This window comes from Citrobacter sp. RHBSTW-00524 (assembly GCF_013747755.1).
Taxonomy (GTDB): Bacteria; Pseudomonadota; Gammaproteobacteria; order Enterobacterales; family Enterobacteriaceae; genus Citrobacter; species Citrobacter braakii.
Genome location: NZ_CP056421.1, coordinates 3,556,214 through 3,582,000 on the forward strand (window position 1 = coordinate 3,556,214; position 25,787 = coordinate 3,582,000).

Below are 25,787 nucleotides of genomic sequence, written 5' to 3' on the forward strand. Positions count from 1 at the left end.
AGCTAAGAATGGAACTTCGAAATAAAAAATTGACCCATGACGAATTCATGACCGAAAGGCATCAGGTATTACAAACCTGGGAAACCGGCAAAGACGTTGAGAACTTCGAAGATGGCGTGAAGTACCAGCAATCAATTCCGGATAAAAAGCGCTTCTCCCTTGCTCTGCTGAAGGCCGATCAGGAAGGGAAAACCCTGAGCCAGCCGCGCGCAGGCGTAGCATTAATGGATGAGCATATTGCGCTGCTCAAAACATTGCAGGAAGAGTGCGACCTCCTGCCGAGTACTATCGATGCCTATACCCGTCTGAACCGCTATGAAGAAGCCGCTGTCGGGATCCAGAAATCTATCGAAGCAGGTACTTCCAAGCTGAATGGTTTACCGGTCGTCAATCACGGGGTTGCTGCCTGCCGTCGTATGACTGAAGCGCTGGAAAAACCGATCCAGGTTCGTCACGGCACGCCGGATGCGCGCCTGCTGGCAGAAATCGCCATGGCCAGTGGCTTTACCAGCTACGAAGGCGGCGGCATCTCCTACAACATTCCTTACGCTAAACGTGTCACTCTGGAAAAATCCATCCGCGACTGGCAGTACTGCGACCGCCTGATGGGCCTGTACGAAGAGAACGGTATTCGTATCAACCGTGAACCATTTGGCCCACTGACCGGCACCCTGATCCCGCCGTTTATGTCCCACTCGGTGGCGATTATCGAAGGTCTGTTGGCTCTGGAACAAGGCGTCAAGTCAATTACCGTTGGCTACGGCCAGGTCGGTAGCCTAACGCAGGATATTGCAGCGATTCAGGCGCTGCGCGAACTTTCCCACGAATATTTCCATAACCACGGCTTTGACGATTACGAACTGAGTACCGTTTTCCACCAGTGGATGGGCGGATTCCCGGAAGATGAAGCAAAAGCCTTCTCCGTTATCGCCTGGGGCGCAGCGGTTGCCGGTATGTCAGGTGCCACCAAAGTGATCACCAAAAGCCCGCACGAAGCGTTCGGTATCCCAACGGCGGCAGCGAACGCCCAGGGTCTGAAAGCTTCGCGCCAGATGCTCAACATGGTCAGCGACCAGAAATTCCCGCAGTGCGCTGCCGTGGAGCAGGAAGTTGATCTGATTAAGAGCGAAGTCCGCGCGGTGCTGAAGAAAGTCTTCGAACTGGGCAATGGCGACATTGCGCGCGGTACGGTGCTGGCCTTTGAAGCAGGCGTACTGGATGTACCTTTCGCGCCTGCCGCCTGTAACGCCGGTAAGATCCTGCCTGTTCGCGATAACACAGGCGCCATCCGTATTCTCGAAGCTGGCTCCGTTCCGCTGCCGAAAGACATTCTCGCCCTGCACCACGACTACGTCGCAGAGCGCGCGCATTTCGAAGGCCGCAAGCCTTCTTTCCAGATGGTCATTGATGACATCAACGCCGTATCCCACAGTAAATTAATAGGAAGACCATAATGAAAATTAAACAGGCCCTTTTCACAGCTGGCTACTCCTCATTTTATTTTGACGATCAACAGGCCATCAAAAACGGCGCCGGTCATGACGGATTTATCTATACCGGCGCTCCGGTAACGCCTGGATTTACGTCTGTTCGTCAGGCGGGTGAATGCGTATCCGTACAGCTGATTCTGGAAAACGGCGCAGTAGCAGTGGGCGATTGTGCAGCGGTGCAATATTCAGGTGCAGGTGGACGCGATCCGCTGTTCCTGGCTGAAAACTTCATTCCGTTCCTTAACGATCACATCAAACCGCTGCTGGAAGGCCGCGACGTTGATTCGTTCCTGACCAACGCCCGTTTCTTTGACGAACTGCGTATTGACGGCCATCTGCTGCATACCGCCGTACGTTATGGTCTGTCTCAGGCGCTGCTCGACGCGGCAGCACTGGCTACCGGTCGTCTGAAAGCAGAAGTGGTTTGTGATGAATGGCAACTGCCGTGCGTCCCGGAAGCCATTCCATTATTTGGCCAGAGCGGCGACGACCGTTATATCGCCGTCGACAAGATGATCCTCAAAGGTGTGGACGTCCTGCCGCATGCGCTGATCAATAACGTAGAAGAGAAGCTGGGCTTCAAAGGCGAAAAACTGCGTGAGTACGTCCGCTGGTTATCAAACCGCATCCTGAGCCTGCGCACCAACGAAACCTATCACCCGACGCTGCATATTGATGTCTACGGCACCATCGGTCTGATCTTCGATATGGATCCGGTGCGTTGCGCCGAATACATCGCCAGCCTGGAAGCCGAAGCTCAAGGCCTGCCGCTGTACATTGAAGGCCCGGTAGATGCCGGTAACAAGCCGGATCAGATCCGCATGCTCACCGAGATCACTCAGGAGCTTACCCGTCTGGGTTCCGGCGTGAAAATTGTTGCGGATGAATGGTGTAACACCTATCAGGATATCGTGGACTTCACCGACGCGGGCAGTTGCCACATGGTGCAGATCAAGACCCCGGATCTGGGCGGTATTCACAACATCGTTGATGCGGTGCTGTATTGCAACAAACACGGAATGGAAGCCTATCAGGGCGGTACCTGTAACGAAACGGAAATCAGTGCGCGTACCTGCGTACACGTCGCGCTGGCTGCGCGTCCAATGCGCATGCTGATCAAGCCGGGTATGGGTTTCGATGAAGGTCTCAACATCGTGTTTAACGAAATGAACCGCACCATCGCGCTGTTGCAAACTAAGGATTAAGAGATGGCACGCACATTTAAGATCTTATCGCCTACGGCTATCCTGGGTTATGGCTTCCCGGAAGAAAGTTTTCGTAAAGCCATGGAAGAGTCACCGGATCTTATTGCTGTTGACGCAGGTTCCTCCGATCCAGGCCCCCACTATCTGGGGGCGGGTAAACCCTTTACCGACCGGGCCGGTGTGAAACGCGATCTGCGCTATATGATCGTGGCAGGCGTGAAGAACAACATCCGGGTAGTGATCGGCACGGCCGGTGGTTCTGGCGCAGCTCCGCATCTGGAGTGGTGTCGCCAGATAATCCATGAGATCGCACAGGAAGAAAAACTGTCCTTCTCAATGGCGTTAATCCCGTCTGATGTCGACAAAGAAATCGTTCATCAGGCGCTGGATAACGGCAAAATCACCGCGCTCGATTTTGTGCCTGAACTGACTCACGATGCAATTGAAGAGAGCACCTACATTGTCGCGCAGATGGGTGTCGAGCCTTTTCAGCGTGCGCTCGAAGCTGGCGCACAGGTGGTTCTGGGCGGACGTGCCTACGATCCGGCCTGCTTCGCCGCGCTGCCAATAATGCAGGGCTTTGATGAAGGTCTGGCACTTCATTGCGGGAAGATCCTTGAGTGTGCTGCCATTGCTGCCACCCCTGGCTCCGGCTCAGATTGTGCGATGGGGATCATTGATGACAACGGCTTTACGCTGAAGGCGTTCAATCCCAAGCGTAAGTTCACTGAAACTTCCGCTGCGGCGCACACCCTGTATGAGAAGTCCGATCCGTACTTCCTGCCAGGACCAGGCGGCGTGCTAAACCTGAAAGCGTGCACCTTTACCCAGGTTAACGAGGGCGAAGTGTATGTCAGTGGTTCACGTCATGAAGAAACACCTTATGCGTTGAAACTGGAAGGCGCGCGTCAGGTTGGCTTCCGTTGCCTGACCATCGCCGGAACGCGCGACCCAATTATGATTGCCGGGATTGACACCATTCTCGAAGAGGTACAAGCAAGTGTGGCGCGTAACCTCTCACTGAATGACGACAGTATCCGCATGACGTTCCACCTGTATGGTAAGAACGGTGTGATGGGCAACCATGAACCGATGAAAACCGCCGGTCATGAGCTGGGGATTTTACTGGATGTCGTTGCGCCAACGCAGGATATCGCCAACAGCGTTTGCTCGCTGGTACGCTCTACCCTGCTGCACTACGGCTATGAAAATCGCATTGCGACTGCGGGCAACCTCGCCTTCCCGTTCTCGCCATCTGATATTCAAAGTGGACCGGTGTATGAGTTCTCGATCTATCACCTGATTGAAGCGAGCGATGCGCTGCGATTTGATTTCCACATTGAACAGGTGACGCCAGAAGGAGTTCAGGCATGAAACACTCAATTTGTTCACTGGCGCAGGTTATTCGCTCCAAAAACGCCGGACCGTACGAACTGGTTTTAGATATTTTATTTAAAACCAGGGAAGACTATCAGCGGGTAAAAGCCTGCGAGCAATTAACGCCGCAGCTCATTGCCAGTTTATATAATGTTGAACCTGACTTCATTCACAATATCGTGTGGTTCGATCCGGCGAATGCCGTAAAAATCGTCATGCCGCGCGATATTATTTCCGGCAACGTCGGTGATAATGATGTTTATGGTGCTCAGCAACACGCTCCATTATTAAGTATTGAGTTCGACTTGTAACAAAAAACACAATAACAACCATTGGAGCACAGAATTCAGCGGTATCACAGTGCTTCGAATTATTCATGCGGTTGGTCACAACAGGCGTGCGTCTGAGCTGCTGTCCAGGCTCAGGCGCACGCCACCCTACACAATTCCAATTACCAGCCTTTATCCGATGGAGTACACATGAAGAAAATAAGTTTAACGAAGATGATCATATTAGGCCTGATACTCGGCATGATTGCTGGGGTGGCCATAAATAATATGGCCGCGGCTGAAACCGCAAAATCCTATGCAGCAGATATTTCTATTTTTACCACTATATTCTTACGCATGGTAAAAATGATTATCGCGCCATTGGTTATTTCAACTCTGGTTGTTGGTATTGCCAAAATGGGCGATGCCAAAACGCTGGGACGTATATTTTCGAAAACCTTCTTCCTGTTTATTTGCGCCTCTCTGGTGTCAATTGCACTGGGTCTGGTTATCGTTAACATCTTCCAGCCAGGCGCGGGGATCAACTTCGTGCCACATGACGTCGGGGCTGTTGCCGCCGTTAAGTCAGAGCCATTCACGCTGAAAGTGTTTATCTCGCACGCGGTACCGACCAGTATTGTCGATGCGATGGCGCGTAACGAAATTCTGCAGATCGTGGTGTTCTCAATTTTCCTCGGTTGCAGCCTGGCCGCGATTGGTGAAAAAGCCGAGCCTATCGTGAAGGTTCTGGATTCACTGGTACACGTGATGCTGAAGCTGACGGGCTACGTCATGCTGTTTGCACCACTGACCGTTTTTGCCGCTATTTCTGGTCTGATTGCCGAACGTGGTCTGGGTGTGATGGTCAGCGCCGGGATCTTCATGGGTGAATTCTATCTGACCCTGGGTATGCTGTGGGCAATCCTGATTGGCCTGTCAACCATGATAGTCGGGCCTTGCATCGCGCGTTTGACCAAATCAATCCTCGAGCCTGCACTGCTGGCCTTTACTACCTCCAGCTCAGAAGCCGCCTTCCCGGGCACCCTGGACAAGCTGGAAAAATTCGGCGTTTCTTCAAAAATCGCCAGCTTCGTTCTGCCTATCGGTTACTCCTTTAACCTGGTCGGCTCCATGGCGTACTGCTCATTTGCCACCGTCTTTATTGCTCAGGCGTGCAACATTGAGCTGAGCATGGGCGAGCAAATTACCATGCTGTTAATCCTGATGCTGACCTCTAAAGGGATGGCGGGCGTACCGCGTGCATCAATGGTGGTTATCGCCGCAACCCTGAACCAGTTCAACATTCCTGAAGCCGGTCTGATCCTGTTGATGGGCGTCGATCCGTTCCTCGATATGGGGCGTTCTGCTACCAACGTCATGAGTAACGCAATGGGTGCTGCCATTGTAGGTCGCTGGGAAGGTGAACACTTCGGCCAAGGTTGTCGTGGCACTGCGCCAGTGAAGACCCCGGAACAAGAACGTCCGGTTACCGAAACAGAAGTCGCGTTGTCCTGATACGACGTTATTGCCGGATGACGCTTGCGCTTATCCGGCCTACATAACGTTTAACTATCCGTTGGCCGGATAAGGCGGTAAGCCGCCATCCGGCACCATGATGAGCACACCAACAGGATTGCACCATGACTAAAACTCTTCTCGGCGTGAGTATTTTTTCCTTCAGCGTTTTGTTTAGCGCAACGACTCTCGCGCAAACCACGCCGGATTACGCAAAGCTTATCGACCAGGCACATCAAAAATATAAAAGTAACCACGATGGAAAAGTCGCCGACTACATCCCTGCCCTGGCGACCTACAGCCCGAATAACTTTGCCATCACCATTGCCACGGTGGACGGCAAGATCTACCAGGTTGGCGATGTTAACAAACCCTTCCCCATGGAATCCCTGAGCAAAGTCTTCACCATGGCGCTCGCCATGGAACAGCACGGCCCTCAAGTGGTGCTGGATAAACTCGGGGCCAATGCCACCGGCATGCCCTTCAACTCCGGTTTAGCGGTTGAGCTGACCAAAGGCGCGCCTGAGAACCCGCTGGTAAACGCCGGGGCGATGAGCACCGTTAGCCTGATTGAAGCCAAAGACAAAACCGATCGCTGGAACAAAATCCTCGACAACCTGAACGTCTGGGCCGACGCCACGCTCACGGTTAATGAGCCGGTCTTTAAATCCGAGATGGAAACCAACCAGCACAATCAGGCGCTGGCGAAGCTGATGGAATCCTATAACAGCTTCTATGGCAATACCGACGAAGCCGTCGAAATTTATACCCGTCAGTGCTCGGTGGATATCACCGTTGAGCAACTGGCCAAAATGGGGGCGGTACTGGCGAACAAAGGCAAATCTCCATTCAACGGCAAGCAGTTGCTGAATGAAAAATATGTTCCGCAGGTGCTGGCAGAAATGGCGATTGCCGGACTATACGACGGCAGCGGTAAATGGCTCTACACCGTGGGCATCCCGGCAAAAAGCGGCGTCGGCGGCGGAATGGTCGCCGTTGTCCCGGGCAAATATGCAATTGCCGTCTATTCTCCGCCGCTGGATGAAGCCGGTAACAGCGTTCGCGCCCAGAAAACGATCGAATATGTCGCCGAAGCGACAAAAGCCAATGTCTTTTTAGCGCATTAAGCAATTACGGATGGCGTGAGCGCCATCCGACATATTAACTAAAAGGTGAGATGTAAACATGTCTAAACCATTTGTCTGGCAGGAACTCTTTGTTCAGAGTAAAGATAATACCGAATATGAATTACTGAGTAACCAGCACGTTGCGGTAACGGAGTTAGACGGAGAGGAAGTGATTAAGGTTGCGCCAGAAGCGCTAACCTTATTAGCCCAGCAGGCATTTTATGAGGCTTCATTTTTCCTGCGCGCCGGACATTTAAAACAGATAGCCAGCATTCTGCACGATCCGCAGGCCAGCAGTAACGATAAGTACGTCGCATTGCAACTGCTACGCAATGCTGAGGTTTCGGCCAAAGGCGTCCTGCCCAACTGCCAGGATACCGGGACGGCAACCATTGTGGCCTGCAAAGGACAGCATGTCTGGACCGGCGGCGATGACGCAGAAGCATTAAGCAAAGGCGTGTACACCACCTTCACCGAAAACAACCTGCGTTACTCGCAAAATGCCCCGCTGGACATGTATACCGAGGTCAATACCCAGACTAACCTGCCGGCGCAAATCGACATCAGCGCCACGCCGGGTAACGAATACCGTTTCCTGTTCGTCAACAAAGGCGGCGGCTCTGCTAACAAAGCGGCGCTGTTCCAGGAAACCAAATCTATTCTGCAGCCGGAAAAGCTCACCGCGTTTCTGATCGAAAAAATGAAATCACTGGGTACAGCCGCCTGCCCGCCGTATCACATCGCTTTCGTCGTTGGAGGCTTGTCCGCCGACCAAACGCTGAAAGTTGCTAAACTGGCTTCAACTAAATATTACGATAACCTGCCCACCAGCGGGAACGAACTGGGTCAGGCATTCCGCGATACGGCGCTGGAAGCCGAGCTGCTTAACGCCAGCCGCGAGTTTGGCATCGGCGCGCAGTTTGGCGGCAAATACTTTGCCCACGATATCCGGGTGATCCGCCTGCCGCGCCACGGCGGCTCCTGCCCTATCGCCATGGCTCTCTCCTGCTCAGCCGACCGCAACATCAAGGCCAAAATCAACAAACACGGAATCTGGCTGGAAAAACTCGAGCATAATCCGGGCAAATTTATTCCCGATTCACAGCGGGTAGAAAATAGCGCCCAGACCGTACAACTGGATCTGAATCGTCCGTTGCGCGAGATCCTGCAGGATCTCACCACTCTGCCAATTGGGACGCGTTTATCGTTAAGCGGCCCGATTGTTGTGGCTCGCGATATCGCGCATGCCAAAATCAAAGAGCGCCTGGATAACGGCGAACCGATGCCAGATTACATGAAAAACCATATCGTCTATTACGCGGGCCCGGCTAAAACCCCCAGTAATCTGGCCTGCGGTTCGCTCGGACCCACAACTGGCGGGCGCATGGACGGTTACGTCGATGCTTTCCAGGCCGCGGGCGGCAGTCTGATCATGTTGTCGAAAGGCAACCGCAGCGCGCAAGTCACGGATGCGTGTCGCAAACATGGTGGTTTTAACCTTGGCAGCATTGGCGGCGCCGCAGCCTTGTTGGCGCAGCAGTACGTGAAGAGCCTGCACTGCCTTGAATATCCCGAGTTGGGAATGGAAGCGGTGTGGATGATGGAAGTTAAAAATATGCCGGCCTTCGTATTAGTGGATGACAAAGGCAATAACTTCTTTAGCCAGTTTGAGCAGCAGCACCGCTGCGCAACCTGTCCGGCAGGACATTAAGGAGTCACCATGGAAGCGCGAGCCAATAATGACAGACACCGCCAGCGTCAGCAGAAACTGAAAGAACAGGTTGATACCCGCGTGGCGGCGGCAACGGAGAAGAAAGGGATCCTGATTGTCTTCACCGGCAACGGTAAAGGAAAATCCACCGCAGCCTTTGGTACGGCAACGCGCGCGGTTGGTCACGGAAAAACCGTTGGCATCGCGCAGTTTATTAAAGGTCAGTGGGATAATGGCGAGTACAACACGCTGCAACCGCTCGGTGTCGAATTTCATATTATGGGCACCGGATTTACCTGGGAAACCCAAAATCGGCAAGCGGATATCGAGGCGGCAACGGTAGTCTGGCAGGAAAGTAAGCGCATGCTGGCTGATCCGCAGTACGATCTGGTGGTGTTGGATGAGCTCACCTACATGCTGGCTTACCACTATCTGGACACCCAGGAGGTTATCAGCGCCATCGAAAATCGCCCTGCGGAGCAAAGCGTCATCGTGACCGGGCGCGGATGCCATGCGCTGTTACTGGAACTGGCCGATACGGTCAGTGAAATTCGCCCGGTCAAGCACGCGTTTGACCGCGGGATTCAGGCACAGATTGGAATCGACTGGTAGCCGTTCTTTTGCCGGATAACGATGCTAACGCGTCTTATCCGGCCTACCAATCGTTGTAGGCCTGATAAAGCGCAAACCACCATCAGGCAGCCGACACCACGGACTTACTGAGCAACCAGTTACGAAATGTCTGTAAATGCGCAGACTCCGATTTCTCTTCACGCCACGTCATAATGAAACGGTTCCCGGTGCGCATCGGAACATCGCAAGGAATGACCATATCTCCATTGTCCAGATCGTGCTGAATGGCAAAACGAGGAAGCAGCGCAACCCCCAGATTAGAACGGACCGCCGCAATCAACATCGACAACAGATCAAATCTCGGGCCTTTATTTACCAGCGGGCTGCTGACGTTGGACAGCGCAAACCATTCCTGCCAGCCTTTGATTCGCGTACTCTGGTGCAACAGCGGGTATTCGTTCAGCAGTTCGTGGACTGACAGTTTCCGTTCCGGTTCGGCCAGCAGGCAGCGGCTGCAAACTGGCAGAATTTCCTCTTCAAACAGGTACTCAACCTCTGACCACGGTGAGTAGAAATCTTCGCGCATAATTGCCGCATCATACTCACGATTAAGAAAATCACCGATATTCGCCAGCGAATGGATGTTCACAATAATATCAGGATTGAGTTTGTTAAACTCGCGCAGGTTGGGGATCAACCAATGCGTACTAAACGTCGGATTTACCGCCAGCTCAATAACCTGTACGGTCGGTTGCCAGGTCATTATTGTGGTCGTATCACGCTCGAGTTTATTTAACGTTTCTTTAACGATACTTAAATAGTGTTTGCCGGCCGCATTTAAAAAAATACGTTTTTTGGCATGATTAAATAGCGCGGTATTAAGAAAATCCTCCAGTGCATTCACCTGGCGGAAAACAGCACTTTGTGTTAACGCCAACTCTTCAGCTGCCCGGGTATAACTTTCGTGACGCGCAACCACTTCAAAAGTTACCAGCAACTCCGTCTTGGGTATTTTTCCTCTCATAACCTCTTCCATATGCAGCGTACAAAAATAGTTTAATTTATAAAAAATAATTCAAGGCACCCAGATAAGCACCGAGAGTTATATTTTATTTTCTCCATTGATGTCATTGATCCAATCCATGATTTGCTCACACTGATGGCGGATAAATATTAACCAATAATACTCAAGCACAACAATAAACACAATTTAAATAAGGTTAAACCTAAGTAAATAGTGCCAATAAGTTCTTAATAATTTTTCAAGTCTTCTTGTTTATTGCAGAAAAAACTTTGCGAGATTAATCAATATTATCCACGCGCTAATCCTGGATAATTTCACGTTATAACTTACGGGCAAACGACTGCTTTTAATCATTTATTGATGTCGTTTGTGCCATTTTTTGACAGACGTGATAAAGGACACATTGTGAAAACTTTCGGAAAGGTCTGGCTCGTTGGAGCAGGTCCTGGTGATATTTCATTACTGACCCTCAAAGCAATGATGTGCATTAAACAGGCCGACGTCATTATTTACGATCGGCTGGTCAATCCTAAAATTTTGGAATGGGCATTACCTGACTGCCTGCTTATCAATGTCGGCAAAAATCCAGGCTTCCATTGCGTTCCCCAGGATGAAATCAACGCACTGCTGGTCCAGTATGCCCAAACACACCACAACATTGTGCGCCTCAAAGGTGGCGATCCGTATGTCTTTGGCCGTGGGGCTGAAGAAGTGGAGGATCTGGTTGAAATGGGCATCCCTTTTGAAGTTGTACCGGGTATTAGTTCTACGATTGGCGGCCTGACCTATGCCGGTATCCCGGTGACGCATCGCGATTTTGCCTCCGGTTTTCACGTGGTGACAGGCCACACGCGGGAAGGCAATCAGCAGCAGAACTGGCGTCAACTGGCGAAACTTAACGGCACGTTGGTCATCGTCATGGGTATCGCCAATCTGGCGTTTATCTGTGAAGAGCTGTTGATGGGCGGAAAATCAGCAGACACGCCCGCCGCGCTAATTATGTCTGCGACCCGGGAAAATCAACGCCGCCTGACCTGCACGCTCGGTTCATTATTGAGCAAGGCGCAGGAAGCTAATATTGTTCCACCGGCGTTGATTGTAATCGGAGATGTGGTGACCCTGAGCGATCGGCTCTCTTTTATACCTGAAGCCATCAAGCTGCCAGACAATCTTTACTGCGAAAGTCTGGCGTGACGAAAAGACTGGGGCGACGTTTGATGCGCCGCCCGGAAAACGCGGCAAAAGTAACTGGTTTGCGCGTATTGCAGTTTCCTGGCAATACTGTCTATGGAATGATCCGGATCGTGTAATAACTCCCCTGCTTTTTGCATTTTCTTCTGACTCACCCAGGTTTTAAAATTAACACCCTGGCGTTTCTTGAAAAAACGGCTGAAATAGTTCGCGCTTAAGCACACATGAGCCGCGACAGATTCCAAAGACAATTCACCATACAAATTCTCGTCAATATAACGCAGCGCCGCCATAAGTTTTTTCTCGTGACGTGAAGGCTCAGTGAAATAATGATGAGCGTAACGGGTTGCCGGAACTACAATCTTCTCAGAGATCAATTGTTCTTTCTCAAAATTATCAACAATAAAACTTAACAAATTTGCCGACGCCACCAGTACATTATTATCCACCACCGCAGACTGGCCCCACTCAGCTTTAATTTCGGGGTTATTAATCCATGAGTTTTTGTTATCAATAGCGATAGTTTTATATTCCTGATATTTTACCCGCACCTGCCCGCAGATAATAAAACCGTGAAGGTGTCCCTCATGGATTAATGGCATCGAGAACAGGCTTAGCCCTGCATGACAGGTGAGTATTCTGGGTTTGAGCTGTTTTAATGCCTCAAAAGCACAGTACTTGTCGCACTTTTGGCAACCTGCTCGATAGCGCTCATCCGCACGCATTAATGTGCAAAACGAATTAAAATTATGACATTTAGACAACGCTATACCGTTAATATCAACGACGACTGTGGCTAACCCAGTGGCTCGGGAGAAGAGTTCTGCGATAGAGAAAAAACGGTGTAAATAGTCATCCTGGATTTTCAGCGGCACGTTATCCTCCGGCATTAACAATATTAAGGCCGCTAATATGCAAAAATTAGCCTCAGGAAAGAATGATGCTCACCGCAAAAAATAATCTCATTTGTGCAGATGATTATGATCAATTGGCAAGAAAATTATAGCGACCACGATAATACTCTGCAGCACACCGCCGACTCCGCTTTCTCAAAGATTAACGAATCTTCACACTCTCTTGTGAGACTCTTTTCGCAACACTCAACACCTAACCTCATTATTTTCAATAAATTACCCGTTTTTAATGTGAATCGATGATGTGCTTATTTGTGATAATCATCATGTGAATGTGAAAGGCCCTCCTGAATAATATGTTCAATTAGCAAACAATCTGAACGGAGTTGATCCATGGCCGTCACCACAGGCGTTATCGCCGACGATTTTACCGGCGCAACGGACATTGCAAGCTTTATGGCGCAGCAGGGGTGGCGCGTCGCGCTTCTGCCCGGTATGCCCGATACCGCGCAATGCTGGAATGAAGAGGTTGACGCTATCGTCATCTCGCTGAAAAGCCGCTCATTACCCGCAGAACAGGCCGTCGCCCAATCCCTGTTCTGTGCCCGCTGGCTGAAACAAAATGCAGGTGTCCGCCAGATTTATTTTAAATATTGTTCGACGTTTGACTCCACGCCAACAGGCAATATTGGCCCGGTCAGCGATGCATTGATGAACGACCTGCAGGTTCCACTGATCGTCCACTGCCCCGCTCTGCCGCAAAACGGACGCACGGTGGTGCATGGTCATCTTTTTGTACACGGTGTACTGCTTAACGAATCCGGAATGGAAAAGCATCCGCTCAATCCAATGAACGATGCCAGCCTGCCGCGCCTGCTGAGCGCGCAAACGCCAGGCGCGGTTGGTTGCATCAACCTCACGACCCTACGTCAAGGTGTGGAAGCGGTCACTTACGCCCTGGCCCAACTTCAGGCTGAAGGTACGCGTCACGTTATCGTCGATACGCTGGATGAAGCAGATCTCAACACGCTGGCGCAAGCTCTCCATGCCAGCCCTCTGTTAGCCGGGGGCTCCGGGCTCGGCGGCGCGCTGGCCGCCTGTACCGGAGGCCAGCAATCCATGCCGCCGGACTCTTTTCCACTGCCTGCCAAAACGGTGGTGTTCTCCGGTAGCTGTTCGGCAATGAGCAATCGTCAGGTTAATCGCTACAAGGCCGCGGCAGCGTCTCATTTGCTTGATGTGTCCCGCTGCCTGTCTGATGCCGAACGCTACACCGATGAACTGAGCGCCTGGGCGATGACGCATATCAGCGACCCATTAGCGCCACTGATATACGCCACCCAGCCGCCAGACGTACTCAAACGTATTCAACAGGAGCACGGCGAACAGGTCGCCAGCCAGGCAATCGAACACGCTTTTGCCCGGCTGAGCACAAAGCTACGAACTGCGGGTGTAAACACCTTTATCGTCGCGGGCGGAGAAACCTCCGGCACCGTTGTGGAAGCCTTGCAGGTGAAGCGTCTGTCCGTCGGCAAAGCCATTGCGCCAGGCGTGCCGTGGGTATTTTCCTCCGGTCTGGCGCTGGCGCTGAAGTCAGGCAACTTTGGTGACGACGATTTCTTTTTTACTGCCCAGGAGTACGCATTATGAATTCGGTGAGTGAACACCAACTGCGCGAACTACTCGTCCACTATGGCCGTTCCCTGTTTATGCGCGGTTACAGCAGCGGCGGTTCCGGCAATCTTAGCGTCAAAATGCCGGATGGCGGCTATCTGGTGACCCCGACCAACTCTTGTCTGGGCGAGCTTGATCCTGCCACGCTAAGTCGGCTGGATGCCAACGGCGTTCATCTTAGCGGCGACAAACCCTCAAAAGAGGTGCCCATGCATCTGGCGTGGTATCGACATCGGCCATCCTGCGGCGCGGTCGTGCACCTGCATTCTCCATGGCTGACCGCGCTCTCCTGCCTGCCGTGCACCACGCCGAAAAACTGCCTGCCGCCGTTAACGCCGTACTATGTGATGCGCGTCGGGCAGTTACCGCTGCTGCCCTATTTCAAGCCTGGCCATGAAGGCATTGCCAGCGCACTGAGTGAAATCGCGGCAGACCATACGGCCGCGCTGCTGGCCAATCACGGGCCGGTAGTAAGCGGTCGCTCGCTGCGTGAGGCGGTGTTTAACGCTGAAGAACTGGAAGACAGCGCCCGCATCTGGCTGACGTTAAAACCGCTTGGCTATGTTCCGCTCTCAGAAGAAGCGGTGGCCGAACTTGAACATTCCCGGCAAGCGTGAGGTGACATAATGATCCCCGAGCAACGACGTGATTTTATCTACCGCTACGTACACGAAAAAAATGCCGCCTCATTTAATGAACTGGCAGATTTGATGAGCGTGTCGCATATGACCGTGCGTCGCGACATCCAGTTGCTGGAAGAAGAAGGCAAAGTTATCGCCATTAACGGCGGAGTGAAGCTCAATAACCTGCTGAAATCCGAGCTGCCATGGCGGGAAAAAGCCGAGTTGAATCATGACGTGAAACGTAAAATGGGCCAGCTCGCCGCCATGCTCATTGAGCCCGGACAAACGCTGTATCTGGATGCCGGTACGTCGTTGTTTGAAGTGGCGAAAGCGGTCGCCGCCAGCCACTGTTTCAATCTGACGGTAGTAACCAACGATTTTTCCATCAGCCACTATCTGATGGATATGCCGCACATCACGCTCTATCACACCGGTGGTCTGGTGGATCAGCGTAACCGCTCATGCCTTGGAAAAAGCGCCGCCAGTTTTCTGCGCACCATTAATATTGACGTGGCGTTTCTGAGCTCCTCATCGTGGGATACCGAACGCGGCATGTCGACGCCGAGCGAAGGGAAAGCCTCGGTTAAAGAAGCGGTACTCACCGTTTCCCGGCGTCGGGTGCTGGTCTGCGACAGCAGTAAGTTTGGCAAATACGGCATGTTCCATATCTGTGGGCTGGAACAGTTAACCGACATTATTTCTGATAACCGGTTACCGGAAAACGCCCAGCAAACTCTTGCCAGCCAGGGCGTTAAGCTGCATCTGGTTGATAACCGGGAGGGTGCGCGCCATGCTGAAGTTAGCGGCTAACCTCGACTGGTTGTTTACAGATTTACCAATAGCGGCGCGATTTGCGGCGGCGCAGGCGGCTGGTTTTCGCGGCGTTGAAGGGCTATTTCTCTGGCAGCACCCGCTGGCGCATTTGCACGCTGCACAGCGGGAAACATCCCTGCCGGTGGTGCTGATGAACGCACCGGCGGGTAACTGGGCACAAGGTGAGCGGGGACTGGCCGCGCAGCCCGGTCGAGACCCGGAATTTCACCATAGCCTCAACGTGGCGCGTGATTACGCCACGGCGCTGGGCTGTCGTCGGGTTCACGTTATGGCCGGTTCGCGCTGCGACGATCTGACGCTTCACGCTCAGCGCACTCTCCTGACCAACCGGCTGCGTATCGCCTGCGATATGATGGCTGAAGCGGAAATCGATGTGCTGATTGAACCGTTAAATTCGCAGGATATGCCCGGTTATTTTATTGACAGTTTTCCGTTGGCCGAATCTATTATTCAAGAGGTTGGCAAGAAAAATATCGGTTTACAGTTTGATATTTACCACTGTCAGAAAATTCATGGCAATGTGGCAAAAAATATTGAACGCTACTTCACCTTAATTAAACATTTTCAAATTGCTTCTGTCCCCTATCGCCATGAACCGGGAACAGGTGAATTAAATGAAACATGGCTATTCGATTTTATTAGAAAAATGAATTACCAGGGCTGGATTGGTTGTGAATATCAACCATCAACATCAGGGCCCGACTCATTAAACTGGATAACGCCTTACCTATAATTTAAATATCTCTGTACCGGAGGAAAATATGTCGGATACTGTTATTATTTCGCTGGCACCCGTTGCCGCGGATTGCCCCAGAGTTATACCCGCAGAACTGGCGCAGGAAATACTCGCCAGCGTAGAGCATGGCGCGTCCATCGTGCATTTACACGTTCGCGATAAACAGGGTCGCCTGACGCCGGATACCACCGATTTTCAGGCGACCATTGATAACGTCATGCGCCATTCAGACCTGATTATTCAGGCATCTACCGGCGGCGTCTCTTCAATGTCCATCGCCGAACGCTGCGCGCCACTCTCCTGCCCCGGCGTAGAGATGGCTTCGCTGAACGTCGGTTCCGTCAACCTCGGAGATGCGGTGTACTTTAATCCCGGTCCGGACGTGGAATATTGCTCCCGGCAAATAGTCGAGCGCAATATCATTCCCGAGTTTGAAGTTTTTGAAATTGGCATGATTAATAACATCCTGAACCTTGAAGATAAAATAAAACTCCAAAAACCCATGCTCTTTAATATCGTCCTCGGTCATCGCGGCAGTACGCCAGCAACCATTGACGCTTTAATTGCTCTGCGTAGCATGATCCCGCGCGATGCCTTATGGGGTATTACTCATTTTGGCAGAAAGAACTTCGATATTATTGCCGCCGCCGTCGGCATGGGGGCCAGTGAAGTACGAATCGGCTTTGAGGATAGCTATTATTTAAGCGCTGAAGAAAAAGCACAGCATAATTACCAGCAGGTTGCCAAACTCGCCACGCTCATTCGCAGCATGGATAAAAAAGTCGCCACGCCAGAAATTGCGCGGCACATGTTATCTATTCCATCCCGGCAGCAATAACAACAGCAAGGACATTTCAACATGACTATGACCACTGTTATTCACAAAACCGGACTCGGCATCAGCGTTGCGGGCGCGGCGCTGGCGATTATCGGCGCGCTAATCCAGTCCGCGGCGCTCTGGCAGCCAGGGCTGGTGATGTTCACCGCCGGATTCGCCGCCGGTGCAGGCTACTGGCCGGGTCTACGCAGCTATCAGTTTACGCTATGGATCATCGCCGGGTTTGTCGCCGCCATGACCTGGTCTACGGATCTGATCGTCTGGGGCGGTTTCAATATCACCCATAAATGGATCGTATTCCTCGTCATTCAGGCCACCATGTTTAGCATGGGCACTAAGCTCACGATCCAGGATTTTATTGATGTCGCCAAAATGCCGTGGGCGGTGTTTATTGGCACCTTCTGCCACTTCGTTATCATGCCTCTGCTCGGCCTGAGCATTACGCTTATCTTTAACTTTCCGCCTGAGGTGGCGGTCGGGATTCTGCTGATTGGCGCCTGCCCAAGCGGACTCTCCTCTACCGTCATGGTCTATATCGCGAACGCCAACCTGGCGCTGGCGGTCTCGATCGCCGCAGTCTCAACGCTGGCGGCGACGGTGATGACGCCGCTGTGGGTTAATCTGCTGGCGGGGTCGATGATCGATATCCAGCTCACCGCAATGGTAATGGATGTGGTGAAAATCGTATTGATCCCCATCGGCGCGGCAATTCTGCATGACTATCTGAAAACCTATGCGGGCGTGCGCGGACGCCGTGTCGTCCAGATGCTGGCCGGGATCGGCGCTCTTTGGCTGCTGTATATGATTGCTGGCGGCTGGGACGCGCTGTTTGGTCACGCCAGCGCCGACGCGCAAATGTACGCGGTGGTGCTCAACTTCGTGGCAGGCGGTCTCGTCTGGGCATTGTTCTACAACTGGCTGTATGGCCGCGTGGCAGGCGTGAAGAAAATCATGCCGACTATCTCAATGATGGGGATCATTTTCTTTACGACCACCGCAGCCGCAGCCGGGCGCGAGAACCTGGTGCAGGTCGGCTTCCTGCTCTGCTTCGCCATGTTGATGCATAACCTCGGCGGCTTCCTGATTGGCTATCTGATGAGCCGCTGGATCTTCCGCATGGACGTACAGTCTGCCCGCACCGTAGCCTTTGAAGTCGGCCTGCAAAACGGCGGCATGGCGTCCGGGCTTGCCGCAGCGATGGGCAAACTGGCAACGGTTGGCCTGGCCTCGGCGGTGATGACTCCGCTTGGCAACGTCAGCGGCTCGCTGCTCGCGAACTACTGGCGCAAGAAAGACGCCAAACAGGCGCAGGCCGCCGCAGCCAAAGATCCCGTTCAACCCGCTTGCGAAAATCTGTCAAAAGGATAATCACGATGACAACTCTCACTCTGGGGCATGCCCTGCGCGCCGTGGCCTCTGCGCTCGACCTTGCCGAAACATGTTACGCAAAACGCCCGTTAAGCGTGGCCGTATGCGATGCCAATGGCGAACTACTCAGCTTTGCGCGGATGGATAACGCCAAACTGTTAACCATCGAGTTAACCCAGCGCAAAGCACGCACCAGTAGCCGCCTGGGCTGTACCACGCAGGCATTTTTACAGCGACTGCAGAAAGAGCAACTGGATATTGGTTATTTTGCCGACCCGCTGTTTACGGCGCTGCCGGGCGGGATCCCGATTCTGCACCAAGGAAAATGCCTTGGGGCCGTCGCGGTAGGCGGTTTATCCGCGCAGGAAGATCATGATGCGGCGCTGGCCGTCGCGGAAACGTTACTTAAGGAGATTGCCCAATGAAAAAGGTCGCCATGCTGCATACCAGTGCCGCCACGCTTACGATGATGCAACAGCTGATTGCCGACATCATGCCGGATGTTGAAGTCATGCACCTGGTGGAAGAATCCATGATCAAGCAGGTAATGAAGGCCCAGGGCGTGACGCCCAATATTGCCGCCCGCATCGCCGATTATGTACATATTGCCGAAAAGGCGGACTGCGATATCTTTATTACCGCCTGCTCCTCAATAGGTACTGCGGTGGAGCAATGCCAGTTTATGACCCCACTGCAGCTCGCGCGCATTGACTGCGCAATGGTGGAAGAGGCGATTGAAAAAGGTGAGCGGATCGCCGTACTGGCGACCGTGGCAACCACGCTGAAGCCAACGCTGGATTACGTACAGCGCAAAGTGCAGCAGAGCGGTAAATCGCGAACCATCACGCCTATATTAATGGAGGAGGCATTCCACGCGCTGCTGGCGGGAGACATGGATACTCATGACCGTATCGTCAGTGAAGGGTTACAGAGCGCCTTTACCCAGGCGGATGTTGTGATGCTGGCGCAAGCCTCGATGGCGCGCGTTTTACAGCAGCTCCCTTCCCCGCCGGTGCCGGTAATGACCTCGCCGGAAAGCGGAATTCGCTGGTTGAAAACACTGGCTGAAAGCTGATTTACAGGCCAAAAAAAGGCCATCATCAGATGGCCAACCATGTCGAAATGGGACCAGCCCTTGACTATGCAGAGAGTCAGGGCTGTTTTTTTCTTACTTAATCACTGTTTTCAGCGCTTCGCCGATATCGGCCAGGCTACGAACGGTTTTCACGCCAGCGGCTTCCAGCGCAGCGAATTTCTCATCCGCCGTACCTTTACCACCTGCGATGATCGCACCAGCATGACCCATACGTTTACCTTTCGGCGCAGTCACACCCGCGATGTAACCCACAACCGGCTTGGTCACATGATCTTTAATGTACGCCGCCGCTTCTTCTTCCGCGCTACCGCCGATCTCACCGATCATGACGATCGCTTCGGTCTGCGGATCTTCCTGGAACAGCTTCAGGATATCGATGAAGTTAGAGCCAGGGATTGGGTCGCCGCCGATACCCACACAGGTAGACTGACCAAAACCGTAGTCGGTGGTCTGCTTAACCGCTTCATAGGTCAGCGTACCGGAACGAGAAACGATACCGACTTTACCAGGCTTGTGAATATGGCCCGGCATGATGCCGATTTTACATTCGCCAGGGGTGATAACACCTGGGCAGTTCGGGCCGATCATGCGCACGCCAGCTTCATCCAGCTTCACTTTCACGGTCAGCATATCCAGCGTTGGGATACCTTCAGTGATGGTGATGATAAGCTTGATGCCTGCATCAATAGCTTCCAGGATGGAGTCTTTGCAGAACGGAGCCGGAACGTAGATAACGGTGGCGGTTGCGCCGGTCGCTTCTACCGCTTCACGTACGGTGTTGAACACCGGCAGACCCAGATGCGTGGTGCCGCCTTTGCCCGGCGTAACACCGCCGACCATTTGCGTACCGTAAGCAATCGCTTGTTCAGAGTGGAATGTCCCCTGGCTACCGGTGAAGCCCTGGCAGATAACCTTGGTATCTTTATTAATTAAAACTGACATTATTTCCCCTCCACTGCGGCAACAACCTGCTGAGCTGCATCCGTCAGACTTTTCGCTGCAATAATATTCAGGCCGCTATCAGCCAATTTTTTCGCGCCGAGTTCAGCGTTGTTACCTTCAAGACGTACCACGACCGGAACGTTAACGCCCACTTCTGCTACCGCGCCGATGATACCGTCCGCGATCAGGTCGCAGCGTACGATACCGCCGAAGATGTTAACCAGTACGGCTTTAACATTGTCGTCAGAGAGGATAATTTTGAACGCTTCGGTTACACGCTCTTTGGTCGCACCGCCGCCAACGTCGAGGAAGTTAGCCGGTTCGCCGCCGTGCAGTTTAACGATGTCCATGGTGCCCATTGCCAGGCCCGCGCCGTTAACCATACAACCGATGTTGCCGTCCAGAGCGACGTAGTTCAGTTCCCACTGTGCAGCCTGTGCTTCACGCGGATCTTCCTGAGACTGATCGCGCATTTCACGCAGGTCAGCCTGGCGGAACAGCGCGTTGCCGTCAGCGCCCAGTTTGCCGTCGAGGCAGATCAGATCACCCTGCTTGGTCACCACCAGCGGGTTGATTTCGATCAGCGCCAGATCGCGCTCAAGGAAGATAGTCGCCAGACCCATGAAGATCTTGGTGAACTGCTGAACCTGTTTACCTTCCAGACCCAGTTTGAACGCCAGTTCACGACCCTGATAAGGCATCGGACCGGCCAGCGGATCGAGCGCTACTTTGTGGATCAGGTGCGGCGTTTCTTCCGCCACTTTTTCAATTTCCACGCCGCCTTCGGTAGAGGCCATGAAGACCACGCGACGGGAACTACGGTCAACAACTGCGCCGAGGTAAAGTTCTTTACCAATGTCGGTCGCTGCTTCAACCAGAATCTGATTTACCGGTTGACCATGGGCGTCTGTCTGGTAAGTGACCAGACGTTTACCCAGCCAGTGTTCAGCAAAAGCGCGAATGTCTTCTTTGCTGTTCACAACCTTCACACCGCCCGCTTTACCACGGCCACCAGCGTGAACCTGACATTTCACTACCCACGGGCCTGCGCCGATTTTAGATGCAGCTTCTTCAGCTTCACGCGGAGTAGTACAGGCATAACCCACCGGTGCCGGTAAGCCATAGCGGGCAAAAAGTTGTTTTGCCTGATATTCATGTAAGTTCATGTGTTCTGTCCATCCTTCAGGTAATCGTTATCTTTTACCCGTAGGCCTGATAAGCCTCCAGACCTACGGGGCAGGTGATACTCTTATTTACTACACGTCCAGCAGCAGACGCGTCGGATCTTCCAGCAACTCTTTAATGGTTACCAGGAAGCCTACTGACTCACGACCATCGATCAAACGGTGGTCATAAGACAGCGCCAGATACATCATCGGCAGGATTTCAACCTTGCCGTCTACTGCCATCGGACGATCTTTGATGGCATGCATACCCAGGATGGCGCTCTGCGGTGGGTTGATGATCGGGGTAGACATCAGGGAACCGAACACGCCACCGTTAGTGATGGTGAAGTTACCGCCCGTCAGATCGTCGACCGTCAGCTTGCCGTCGCGACCTTTAACTGCCAGTTCTTTAATATTTTTCTCGATGTCAGCCATACCCAGCAGATCCACATCACGCAGGACCGGCGTGACCAGGCCACGCGGCGTGGAGACCGCCATGCTGACATCAAAGTAGTTGTGGTAAACCACGTCATCACCGTCGATGGACGCGTTCACTTCCGGATAGCGTTTCAGCGCTTCAACAACCGCTTTCACGTAGAAAGACATAAAGCCCAGACGGATACCGTGACGTTTCTCGAACGCGTCACCGTACTGCTTACGCAGATCCATGATTGGCTTCATGTTGACTTCGTTGAACGTGGTCAGCATGGCGGTGGAGTTTTTCGCTTCCAGCAGACGCTCAGCTACGCGTTTGCGTAGACGGGTCATCGGAACACGTTTTTCGCCACGAGCGCCCAGTTGAGCCTGTGGTGCAGGCGCGGCGGCCGGCGCTTTGGCTTCTGCTTTCGCAGCCGGTGCTTTGGCCAGATGCTTTTCAACATCTTCACGCGTGATACGACCACCGACGCCGGTGCCATTGATGGCGCTGGCTTCGAGATTATGCTCACCCAGCAGGCGACGGATCGCCGGGCTCAGGGCATCGTTGTTCTGTTCAGCAAGAGACGCCTGCTGGCGTTGTGCCGGAGTAGAATCTTTCTCTTCAGACTTGGCGCTGGTCTCTTTGCCAGAGCTGTTGCCTTCACGCAGGCGACCAAGGATCTGGCGAGAAGTGACGGTTGTCCCTTCATCTTCCAGAACCGCATCAAGAATACCGTCCGCTGATGCCGGTACTTCCAGTACCACTTTGTCAGTTTCGATTTCTACCAGTACTTCATCACGACGTACTGCATCGCCCGGTTTTTTGTGCCAGGTTGCAACCGTTGCATCCGCTACGGATTCAGGCAGGTCGGGAACAAGAATATCTACGCTACTCATTATTTATCCTTTATTTAATCGACGTTCAGCGCGTCATTAACCAGATCTTGTTGCTGCTTCTGGTGAACGGACATATATCCTACTGCCGGAGAGGCAGAGGCCGGGCGACCTGCATAACGCAGAGCTGACCCAAATGGAATTACTTCACGGAAATGATGCTGGCTGCAGTACCATGCGCCCTGGTTGAGCGGCTCTTCCTGGCACCAGACAAAATCATGTACATGAGCAAACGGTTTCAGCGCTTCCTGCACCGCTTTATGCGGGAACGGATAGAGCTGTTCGATACGCACAATGGCGACATCTTTTTGGTCGTTCTTGCGGCGTTGCTCCAGCAGGTCGTAATAAACCTTACCAGAACACATCACGACACGCTTCACGCCTTTAGGATCAAGTTCATCTACTTCGCCAATGGCTGGCAGGAAAGTGCCATTTGCCAGTTCGTCCAGCGTGGACACCGCCAGCGGATGACGCAGCAGCGACTTCGGTGACATCACTACCAGCGGACGACGCATTCCGCGCAGCGCCTGACGACGCAGCATGTGGTAAACCTGTGCCGGGGTAGACGGGACGCAAACCTGCATGTTTTGCTCAGCGCAAAGTTGCAGATAACGTTCCAGACGCGCGGAGGAGTGCTCCGGGCCCTGACCTTCATAGCCGTGTGGCAGCAGCATAACCAGACCGCACATACGGCCCCATTTCTGCTCGCCGGAAGAGATGAACTGGTCGATAACCACCTGCGCACCGTTGGCGAAGTCACCGAACTGCGCTTCCCAGATAGTCAGGGTGCGCGGTTCTGCCGTGGCATAACCGTACTCGAATGCCAGCACCGCTTCTTCAGACAGCACGGAGTCCCATACGCGGAACGTGCCCTGCCCGTTATGCACATGCTGCAGCGGAGTGTACGTTGAACCATTCGCCTGGTTATGAATCACCGCATGACGGTGGAAGAAGGTTCCGCGGCCAGAGTCTTCACCCGACAGACGTACCGGAATACCTTCATCAACCAGCGTGGCGTAAGCCAGATTCTCTGCACCACCCCAGTCGAACAGCTTCTCGCCTGCGGCCATGGCCTGACGATCGCCGTAAATCTTGGCAACACGCGACTGCATTTCCACCGCTTCAGGCACGGTGCTGATGCGTTTTGCCAGCTCCTGCAGACGCTTCATCTCAACTTTGTTCGGGTAGTTTTCATCCCATTCGTGGTTGAGGTACGGCGACCAGGTGAAGGAGTGCATATTCATTGGACGCCACTCTTTCACCACGCATTCGCCTGCGTCCAGCGCGTCACGATACAGATTGACCATTTCGGTCGCATCTTCCAGCGTAGCGACGTTGTCCGCTTCCAGCTTGTCAGCGTAGATTTTGCGCGGAGTCGGATGCTTTTTGATTTTCTGATACATCAGCGGCTGGGTTGCGCTTGGCTCGTCGGCTTCGTTGTGGCCGTGACGGCGGTAGCACACCAGATCGATGAAGACATCGCGTTTAAAGGTATTACGGAAATCCAGTGCCAGACGCGTTACGAAAGCGACCGCTTCCGGGTCATCCGCGTTCACGTGGAAAATCGGCGCCTGAACCATCTTACCGATGTCGGTGCAGTACGGTGTAGAACGTGCATCTAGCGGGTTAGAGGTGGTGAAGCCCACCTGGTTGTTGATAACGATGCGAACGGTACCGCCCACTTCGTAACCACGCGCTTTCGACATGTTCAGGGTTTCCTGAACCACGCCTTGCCCGGTTACTGCCGCATCACCATGAATAGTGATTGGCAGCACTTTATTGCTGCTCGGCTCGTCCAGACGATCCAAGCGTGCACGTACGGAACCGATAACCACCGGGCTAACGATTTCCAGGTGCGACGGGTTAAACGCCAGCGCCAGATGCACCAGACCGCCTTCGGTTTCGATATCTGATGAGAAGCCCATGTGGTACTTCACGTCACCGGTGCCGAGGTGTTCTTTATGTTTGCCCGCAAATTCGTCGAATAGATCCTGCGGCTTTTTACCCAGCACGTTAACCAGGACGTTCAGACGACCACGGTGCGCCATACCCAGTACCACTTCACGGGTACCGCTGTTACCGGCGTGGCGGATCATCTCTTTGAGCATTGGGATTAACGCATCACCGCCTTCCAGCGAGAAGCGTTTCGCGCCCGGGAATTTCGCGCCCAGGTAGCGTTCCAGACCTTCCGCTGCGGTCAGTTCGCTGAGGAAGCGTTTCTTCTCTTCACTACTGAACGCAGTACGACCAGACTCGATACGCTGCTGAAGCCAGCGTTTTTCTTCGGTGCTGGTGATGTGCATATACTCGGCGCCAATCGGGCCGCAGTAGGTTTGTTTCAGCGCGACAACCAGGTCGCTCAGCTTCATCGTGTCTTTGCCACCGGCAAAAGAACCCACGTTAAAGCTTTCCTGGAAATCCGCATCGGTCAGATCGTGGAAGGAGGGATCCAGATCGGCCACATTTTCTTGCTGCCACAGTCCCAGCGGATCGAGATTCGCATGCTGATGACCGCGGAAACGATAGGCGTTAATGAGCTGCAGGACTTTAACCTGCTTCACATTGGCATCAGGGTCGGAAATAGAAGAAGAGTAACGTGGGGTAATCAACGCCTGTCGACGGAAATAATCACGTGTTTTTGAGTGGAGTTGATCCGGTTTGACTCCGGTACCAGGTAACTGCTGGAACGTCGAACGCCAGTTAGCATCTACCGAGTCAGGGTCGGTTAAGAAGTCTTCATAGAGCTGTTCTATCCAGCTCTGGTTAGAACCAGAGAGGTAAGAAGAGTCCAACCAGGCTTTCAAAGCGCTGTTCTGCATCGTGATCCCTTAAGCATTTGTATGCTTATTTCGCCGTGGATACT

Annotated in this window: 23 protein-coding genes; 17 read left to right on the forward strand and 6 right to left on the reverse strand. The window is 53.0% G+C overall.

The genetic code is table 11. The features are described from left to right. Nucleotides 1-8: 8 nt before the first annotated feature. The 8 genes from HV229_RS17280 (at nucleotide 9) to cobO (ending at nucleotide 9,306) form a co-directional block, all read left to right on the forward strand. The gene (locus HV229_RS17280; RefSeq protein ID WP_016152306.1) at nucleotides 9-1,454 is read left to right on the forward strand and encodes a methylaspartate mutase subunit E; all 1,446 of its coding nucleotides are present in this window, start codon (nucleotides 9-11) and stop codon (nucleotides 1,452-1,454) included. Further along, entirely contained in the window at nucleotides 1,454-2,695 is a 1,242-nt protein-coding gene (locus tag HV229_RS17285) for a methylaspartate ammonia-lyase (RefSeq protein WP_016152305.1), read from the forward strand. The genes HV229_RS17280 and HV229_RS17285 overlap by 1 nt, the downstream gene beginning before the upstream one ends. A 3-nt stretch (nucleotides 2,696-2,698) precedes the next feature. Further along, a complete protein-coding gene (locus tag HV229_RS17290; RefSeq protein WP_181545997.1) occupies nucleotides 2,699-4,069 on the forward strand; it encodes an acyclic terpene utilization AtuA family protein in 1,371 nt (456 codons plus the stop codon). Further along, nucleotides 4,066-4,383 (forward strand): DUF4387 domain-containing protein, encoded by a 318-nt coding sequence (locus HV229_RS17295; RefSeq protein WP_016152303.1) that lies wholly within the window; start codon nucleotides 4,066-4,068, stop codon nucleotides 4,381-4,383. The genes HV229_RS17290 and HV229_RS17295 overlap by 4 nt, the downstream gene beginning before the upstream one ends. A gap of 168 nt (nucleotides 4,384-4,551) precedes the next feature. Next, nucleotides 4,552-5,856 carry a dicarboxylate/amino acid:cation symporter gene (locus HV229_RS17300; RefSeq protein ID WP_016152302.1) on the forward strand — a complete coding sequence of 435 codons (1,305 nt, stop codon included), beginning with the start codon at nucleotides 4,552-4,554 and terminating at the stop codon, nucleotides 5,854-5,856. Between the two features lie 125 nt (nucleotides 5,857-5,981). After that, nucleotides 5,982-6,983: a glutaminase A gene (glsA, locus tag HV229_RS17305; RefSeq protein WP_047359470.1), complete on the forward strand. Its 1,002-nt coding sequence runs from the start codon at nucleotides 5,982-5,984 to the stop codon at nucleotides 6,981-6,983. 58 nt (nucleotides 6,984-7,041) lie between these two features. After that, nucleotides 7,042-8,694 (forward strand): class I fumarate hydratase, encoded by a 1,653-nt coding sequence (locus tag HV229_RS17310; RefSeq protein ID WP_094168594.1) that lies wholly within the window; start codon nucleotides 7,042-7,044, stop codon nucleotides 8,692-8,694. Nucleotides 8,695-8,703: 9 nt separating this feature from the next. Next, nucleotides 8,704-9,306, forward strand: coding sequence for a cob(I)yrinic acid a,c-diamide adenosyltransferase (cobO, locus tag HV229_RS17315; protein WP_016156012.1), 603 nt, complete (start codon nucleotides 8,704-8,706; stop codon nucleotides 9,304-9,306). 82 nt (nucleotides 9,307-9,388) lie between these two features. On the opposite strand, the gene HV229_RS17320 is transcribed toward cobO, so the two are convergent. After that, nucleotides 9,389-10,291: a LysR substrate-binding domain-containing protein gene (locus HV229_RS17320; RefSeq protein WP_047359471.1), complete on the reverse strand. Its 903-nt coding sequence runs from the start codon at nucleotides 10,289-10,291 to the stop codon at nucleotides 9,389-9,391. A gap of 405 nt (nucleotides 10,292-10,696) precedes the next feature. Here HV229_RS17320 and cobA point away from each other — a divergent pair, with 405 nt between their 5' ends. Next, the gene (cobA, locus tag HV229_RS17325; protein ID WP_115191216.1) at nucleotides 10,697-11,485 is read left to right on the forward strand and encodes a uroporphyrinogen-III C-methyltransferase; all 789 of its coding nucleotides are present in this window, start codon (nucleotides 10,697-10,699) and stop codon (nucleotides 11,483-11,485) included. On the opposite strand, the gene HV229_RS17330 is transcribed toward cobA, so the two are convergent. After that, complete coding sequence (locus HV229_RS17330; protein ID WP_181545999.1) at nucleotides 11,464-12,357, reverse strand: PocR ligand-binding domain-containing protein; 894 nt, start codon at nucleotides 12,355-12,357, stop codon at nucleotides 11,464-11,466. The genes cobA and HV229_RS17330 overlap by 22 nt on opposite strands. Before the next feature lie 372 nt (nucleotides 12,358-12,729). Here HV229_RS17330 and otnK point away from each other — a divergent pair, with 372 nt between their 5' ends. From otnK to HV229_RS17370, 8 genes are read left to right on the forward strand one after another with little or no spacing between them, the layout of a single operon-like run. Further along, nucleotides 12,730-13,986, forward strand: coding sequence for a 3-oxo-tetronate kinase (gene otnK, locus HV229_RS17335; protein ID WP_181546001.1), 1,257 nt, complete (start codon nucleotides 12,730-12,732; stop codon nucleotides 13,984-13,986). After that, nucleotides 13,983-14,627 carry an aldolase gene (locus HV229_RS17340; protein WP_016152294.1) on the forward strand — a complete coding sequence of 215 codons (645 nt, stop codon included), beginning with the start codon at nucleotides 13,983-13,985 and terminating at the stop codon, nucleotides 14,625-14,627. The genes otnK and HV229_RS17340 overlap by 4 nt, the downstream gene beginning before the upstream one ends. Nucleotides 14,628-14,636: 9 nt before the next feature. Then, nucleotides 14,637-15,443 carry a DeoR/GlpR family DNA-binding transcription regulator gene (locus HV229_RS17345; RefSeq protein WP_046274719.1) on the forward strand — a complete coding sequence of 269 codons (807 nt, stop codon included), beginning with the start codon at nucleotides 14,637-14,639 and terminating at the stop codon, nucleotides 15,441-15,443. Next, nucleotides 15,424-16,200, forward strand: a complete 777-nt coding sequence (locus tag HV229_RS17350; RefSeq protein ID WP_016156007.1) for a TIM barrel protein — start codon at nucleotides 15,424-15,426, stop codon at nucleotides 16,198-16,200. Before HV229_RS17345 ends, HV229_RS17350 begins: the two co-directional genes overlap by 20 nt. Nucleotides 16,201-16,228: 28 nt before the next feature. After that, nucleotides 16,229-17,041 (forward strand): 3-keto-5-aminohexanoate cleavage protein, encoded by an 813-nt coding sequence (locus tag HV229_RS17355; protein WP_103929032.1) that lies wholly within the window; start codon nucleotides 16,229-16,231, stop codon nucleotides 17,039-17,041. A gap of 21 nt (nucleotides 17,042-17,062) precedes the next feature. Then, nucleotides 17,063-18,409 (forward strand): bile acid:sodium symporter family protein, encoded by a 1,347-nt coding sequence (locus HV229_RS17360; protein ID WP_053388609.1) that lies wholly within the window; start codon nucleotides 17,063-17,065, stop codon nucleotides 18,407-18,409. A gap of 5 nt (nucleotides 18,410-18,414) precedes the next feature. Beyond that, nucleotides 18,415-18,834 carry a heme-binding protein gene (locus HV229_RS17365; protein ID WP_016152289.1) on the forward strand — a complete coding sequence of 140 codons (420 nt, stop codon included), beginning with the start codon at nucleotides 18,415-18,417 and terminating at the stop codon, nucleotides 18,832-18,834. Beyond that, complete coding sequence (locus HV229_RS17370; protein WP_046274716.1) at nucleotides 18,831-19,484, forward strand: aspartate/glutamate racemase family protein; 654 nt, start codon at nucleotides 18,831-18,833, stop codon at nucleotides 19,482-19,484. The genes HV229_RS17365 and HV229_RS17370 overlap by 4 nt, the downstream gene beginning before the upstream one ends. A gap of 93 nt (nucleotides 19,485-19,577) precedes the next feature. Here the strand turns inward: HV229_RS17370 and sucD are convergent, their stop codons facing one another. The 4 genes from sucD to sucA all read right to left on the reverse strand — a co-directional run bounded on the left by sucD (nucleotide 19,578) and on the right by sucA (nucleotide 25,743). Beyond that, a complete protein-coding gene (sucD, locus tag HV229_RS17375) occupies nucleotides 19,578-20,447 on the reverse strand; it encodes a succinate--CoA ligase subunit alpha (protein ID WP_003022929.1) in 870 nt (289 codons plus the stop codon). Next, on the reverse strand, nucleotides 20,447-21,613 hold the full coding sequence (gene sucC, locus HV229_RS17380; RefSeq protein ID WP_003022927.1) for an ADP-forming succinate--CoA ligase subunit beta: 1,167 nt from the start codon (nucleotides 21,611-21,613) through the stop codon (nucleotides 20,447-20,449). The genes sucD and sucC overlap by 1 nt, the downstream gene beginning before the upstream one ends. A gap of 90 nt (nucleotides 21,614-21,703) precedes the next feature. After that, on the reverse strand, nucleotides 21,704-22,927 hold the full coding sequence (gene odhB / locus HV229_RS17385) for a 2-oxoglutarate dehydrogenase complex dihydrolipoyllysine-residue succinyltransferase (RefSeq protein WP_016156001.1): 1,224 nt from the start codon (nucleotides 22,925-22,927) through the stop codon (nucleotides 21,704-21,706). Between the two features lie 14 nt (nucleotides 22,928-22,941). After that, nucleotides 22,942-25,743, reverse strand: coding sequence for a 2-oxoglutarate dehydrogenase E1 component (gene sucA, locus HV229_RS17390; RefSeq protein ID WP_016152283.1), 2,802 nt, complete (start codon nucleotides 25,741-25,743; stop codon nucleotides 22,942-22,944). Between the last annotated feature and the right edge of the window lie 44 nt (nucleotides 25,744-25,787).

Coding starts and splice junctions, on each gene's coding strand:
- otnK (WP_181546001.1), top strand. CDS start 12,730: ATGGCCGTCACCACAGGCGTTATCGCCGACGATTTTACCGGCGCAACG.
- HV229_RS17320 (WP_047359471.1), bottom strand. CDS start 10,291: ATGAGAGGAAAAATACCCAAGACGGAGTTGCTGGTAACTTTTGAAGTG.
- HV229_RS17285 (WP_016152305.1), top strand. CDS start 1,454: ATGAAAATTAAACAGGCCCTTTTCACAGCTGGCTACTCCTCATTTTAT.
- HV229_RS17370 (WP_046274716.1), top strand. CDS start 18,831: ATGAAAAAGGTCGCCATGCTGCATACCAGTGCCGCCACGCTTACGATG.
- cobO (WP_016156012.1), top strand. CDS start 8,704: ATGGAAGCGCGAGCCAATAATGACAGACACCGCCAGCGTCAGCAGAAA.
- HV229_RS17360 (WP_053388609.1), top strand. CDS start 17,063: ATGACTATGACCACTGTTATTCACAAAACCGGACTCGGCATCAGCGTT.
- HV229_RS17290 (WP_181545997.1), top strand. CDS start 2,699: ATGGCACGCACATTTAAGATCTTATCGCCTACGGCTATCCTGGGTTAT.
- HV229_RS17280 (WP_016152306.1), top strand. CDS start 9: ATGGAACTTCGAAATAAAAAATTGACCCATGACGAATTCATGACCGAA.
- HV229_RS17350 (WP_016156007.1), top strand. CDS start 15,424: ATGCTGAAGTTAGCGGCTAACCTCGACTGGTTGTTTACAGATTTACCA.
- HV229_RS17355 (WP_103929032.1), top strand. CDS start 16,229: ATGTCGGATACTGTTATTATTTCGCTGGCACCCGTTGCCGCGGATTGC.
- HV229_RS17300 (WP_016152302.1), top strand. CDS start 4,552: ATGAAGAAAATAAGTTTAACGAAGATGATCATATTAGGCCTGATACTC.
- sucD (WP_003022929.1), bottom strand. CDS start 20,447: ATGTCAGTTTTAATTAATAAAGATACCAAGGTTATCTGCCAGGGCTTC.
- HV229_RS17340 (WP_016152294.1), top strand. CDS start 13,983: ATGAATTCGGTGAGTGAACACCAACTGCGCGAACTACTCGTCCACTAT.
- odhB (WP_016156001.1), bottom strand. CDS start 22,927: ATGAGTAGCGTAGATATTCTTGTTCCCGACCTGCCTGAATCCGTAGCG.
- HV229_RS17310 (WP_094168594.1), top strand. CDS start 7,042: ATGTCTAAACCATTTGTCTGGCAGGAACTCTTTGTTCAGAGTAAAGAT.
- HV229_RS17365 (WP_016152289.1), top strand. CDS start 18,415: ATGACAACTCTCACTCTGGGGCATGCCCTGCGCGCCGTGGCCTCTGCG.
- sucC (WP_003022927.1), bottom strand. CDS start 21,613: ATGAACTTACATGAATATCAGGCAAAACAACTTTTTGCCCGCTATGGC.
- HV229_RS17345 (WP_046274719.1), top strand. CDS start 14,637: ATGATCCCCGAGCAACGACGTGATTTTATCTACCGCTACGTACACGAA.
- glsA (WP_047359470.1), top strand. CDS start 5,982: ATGACTAAAACTCTTCTCGGCGTGAGTATTTTTTCCTTCAGCGTTTTG.
- sucA (WP_016152283.1), bottom strand. CDS start 25,743: ATGCAGAACAGCGCTTTGAAAGCCTGGTTGGACTCTTCTTACCTCTCT.
- HV229_RS17295 (WP_016152303.1), top strand. CDS start 4,066: ATGAAACACTCAATTTGTTCACTGGCGCAGGTTATTCGCTCCAAAAAC.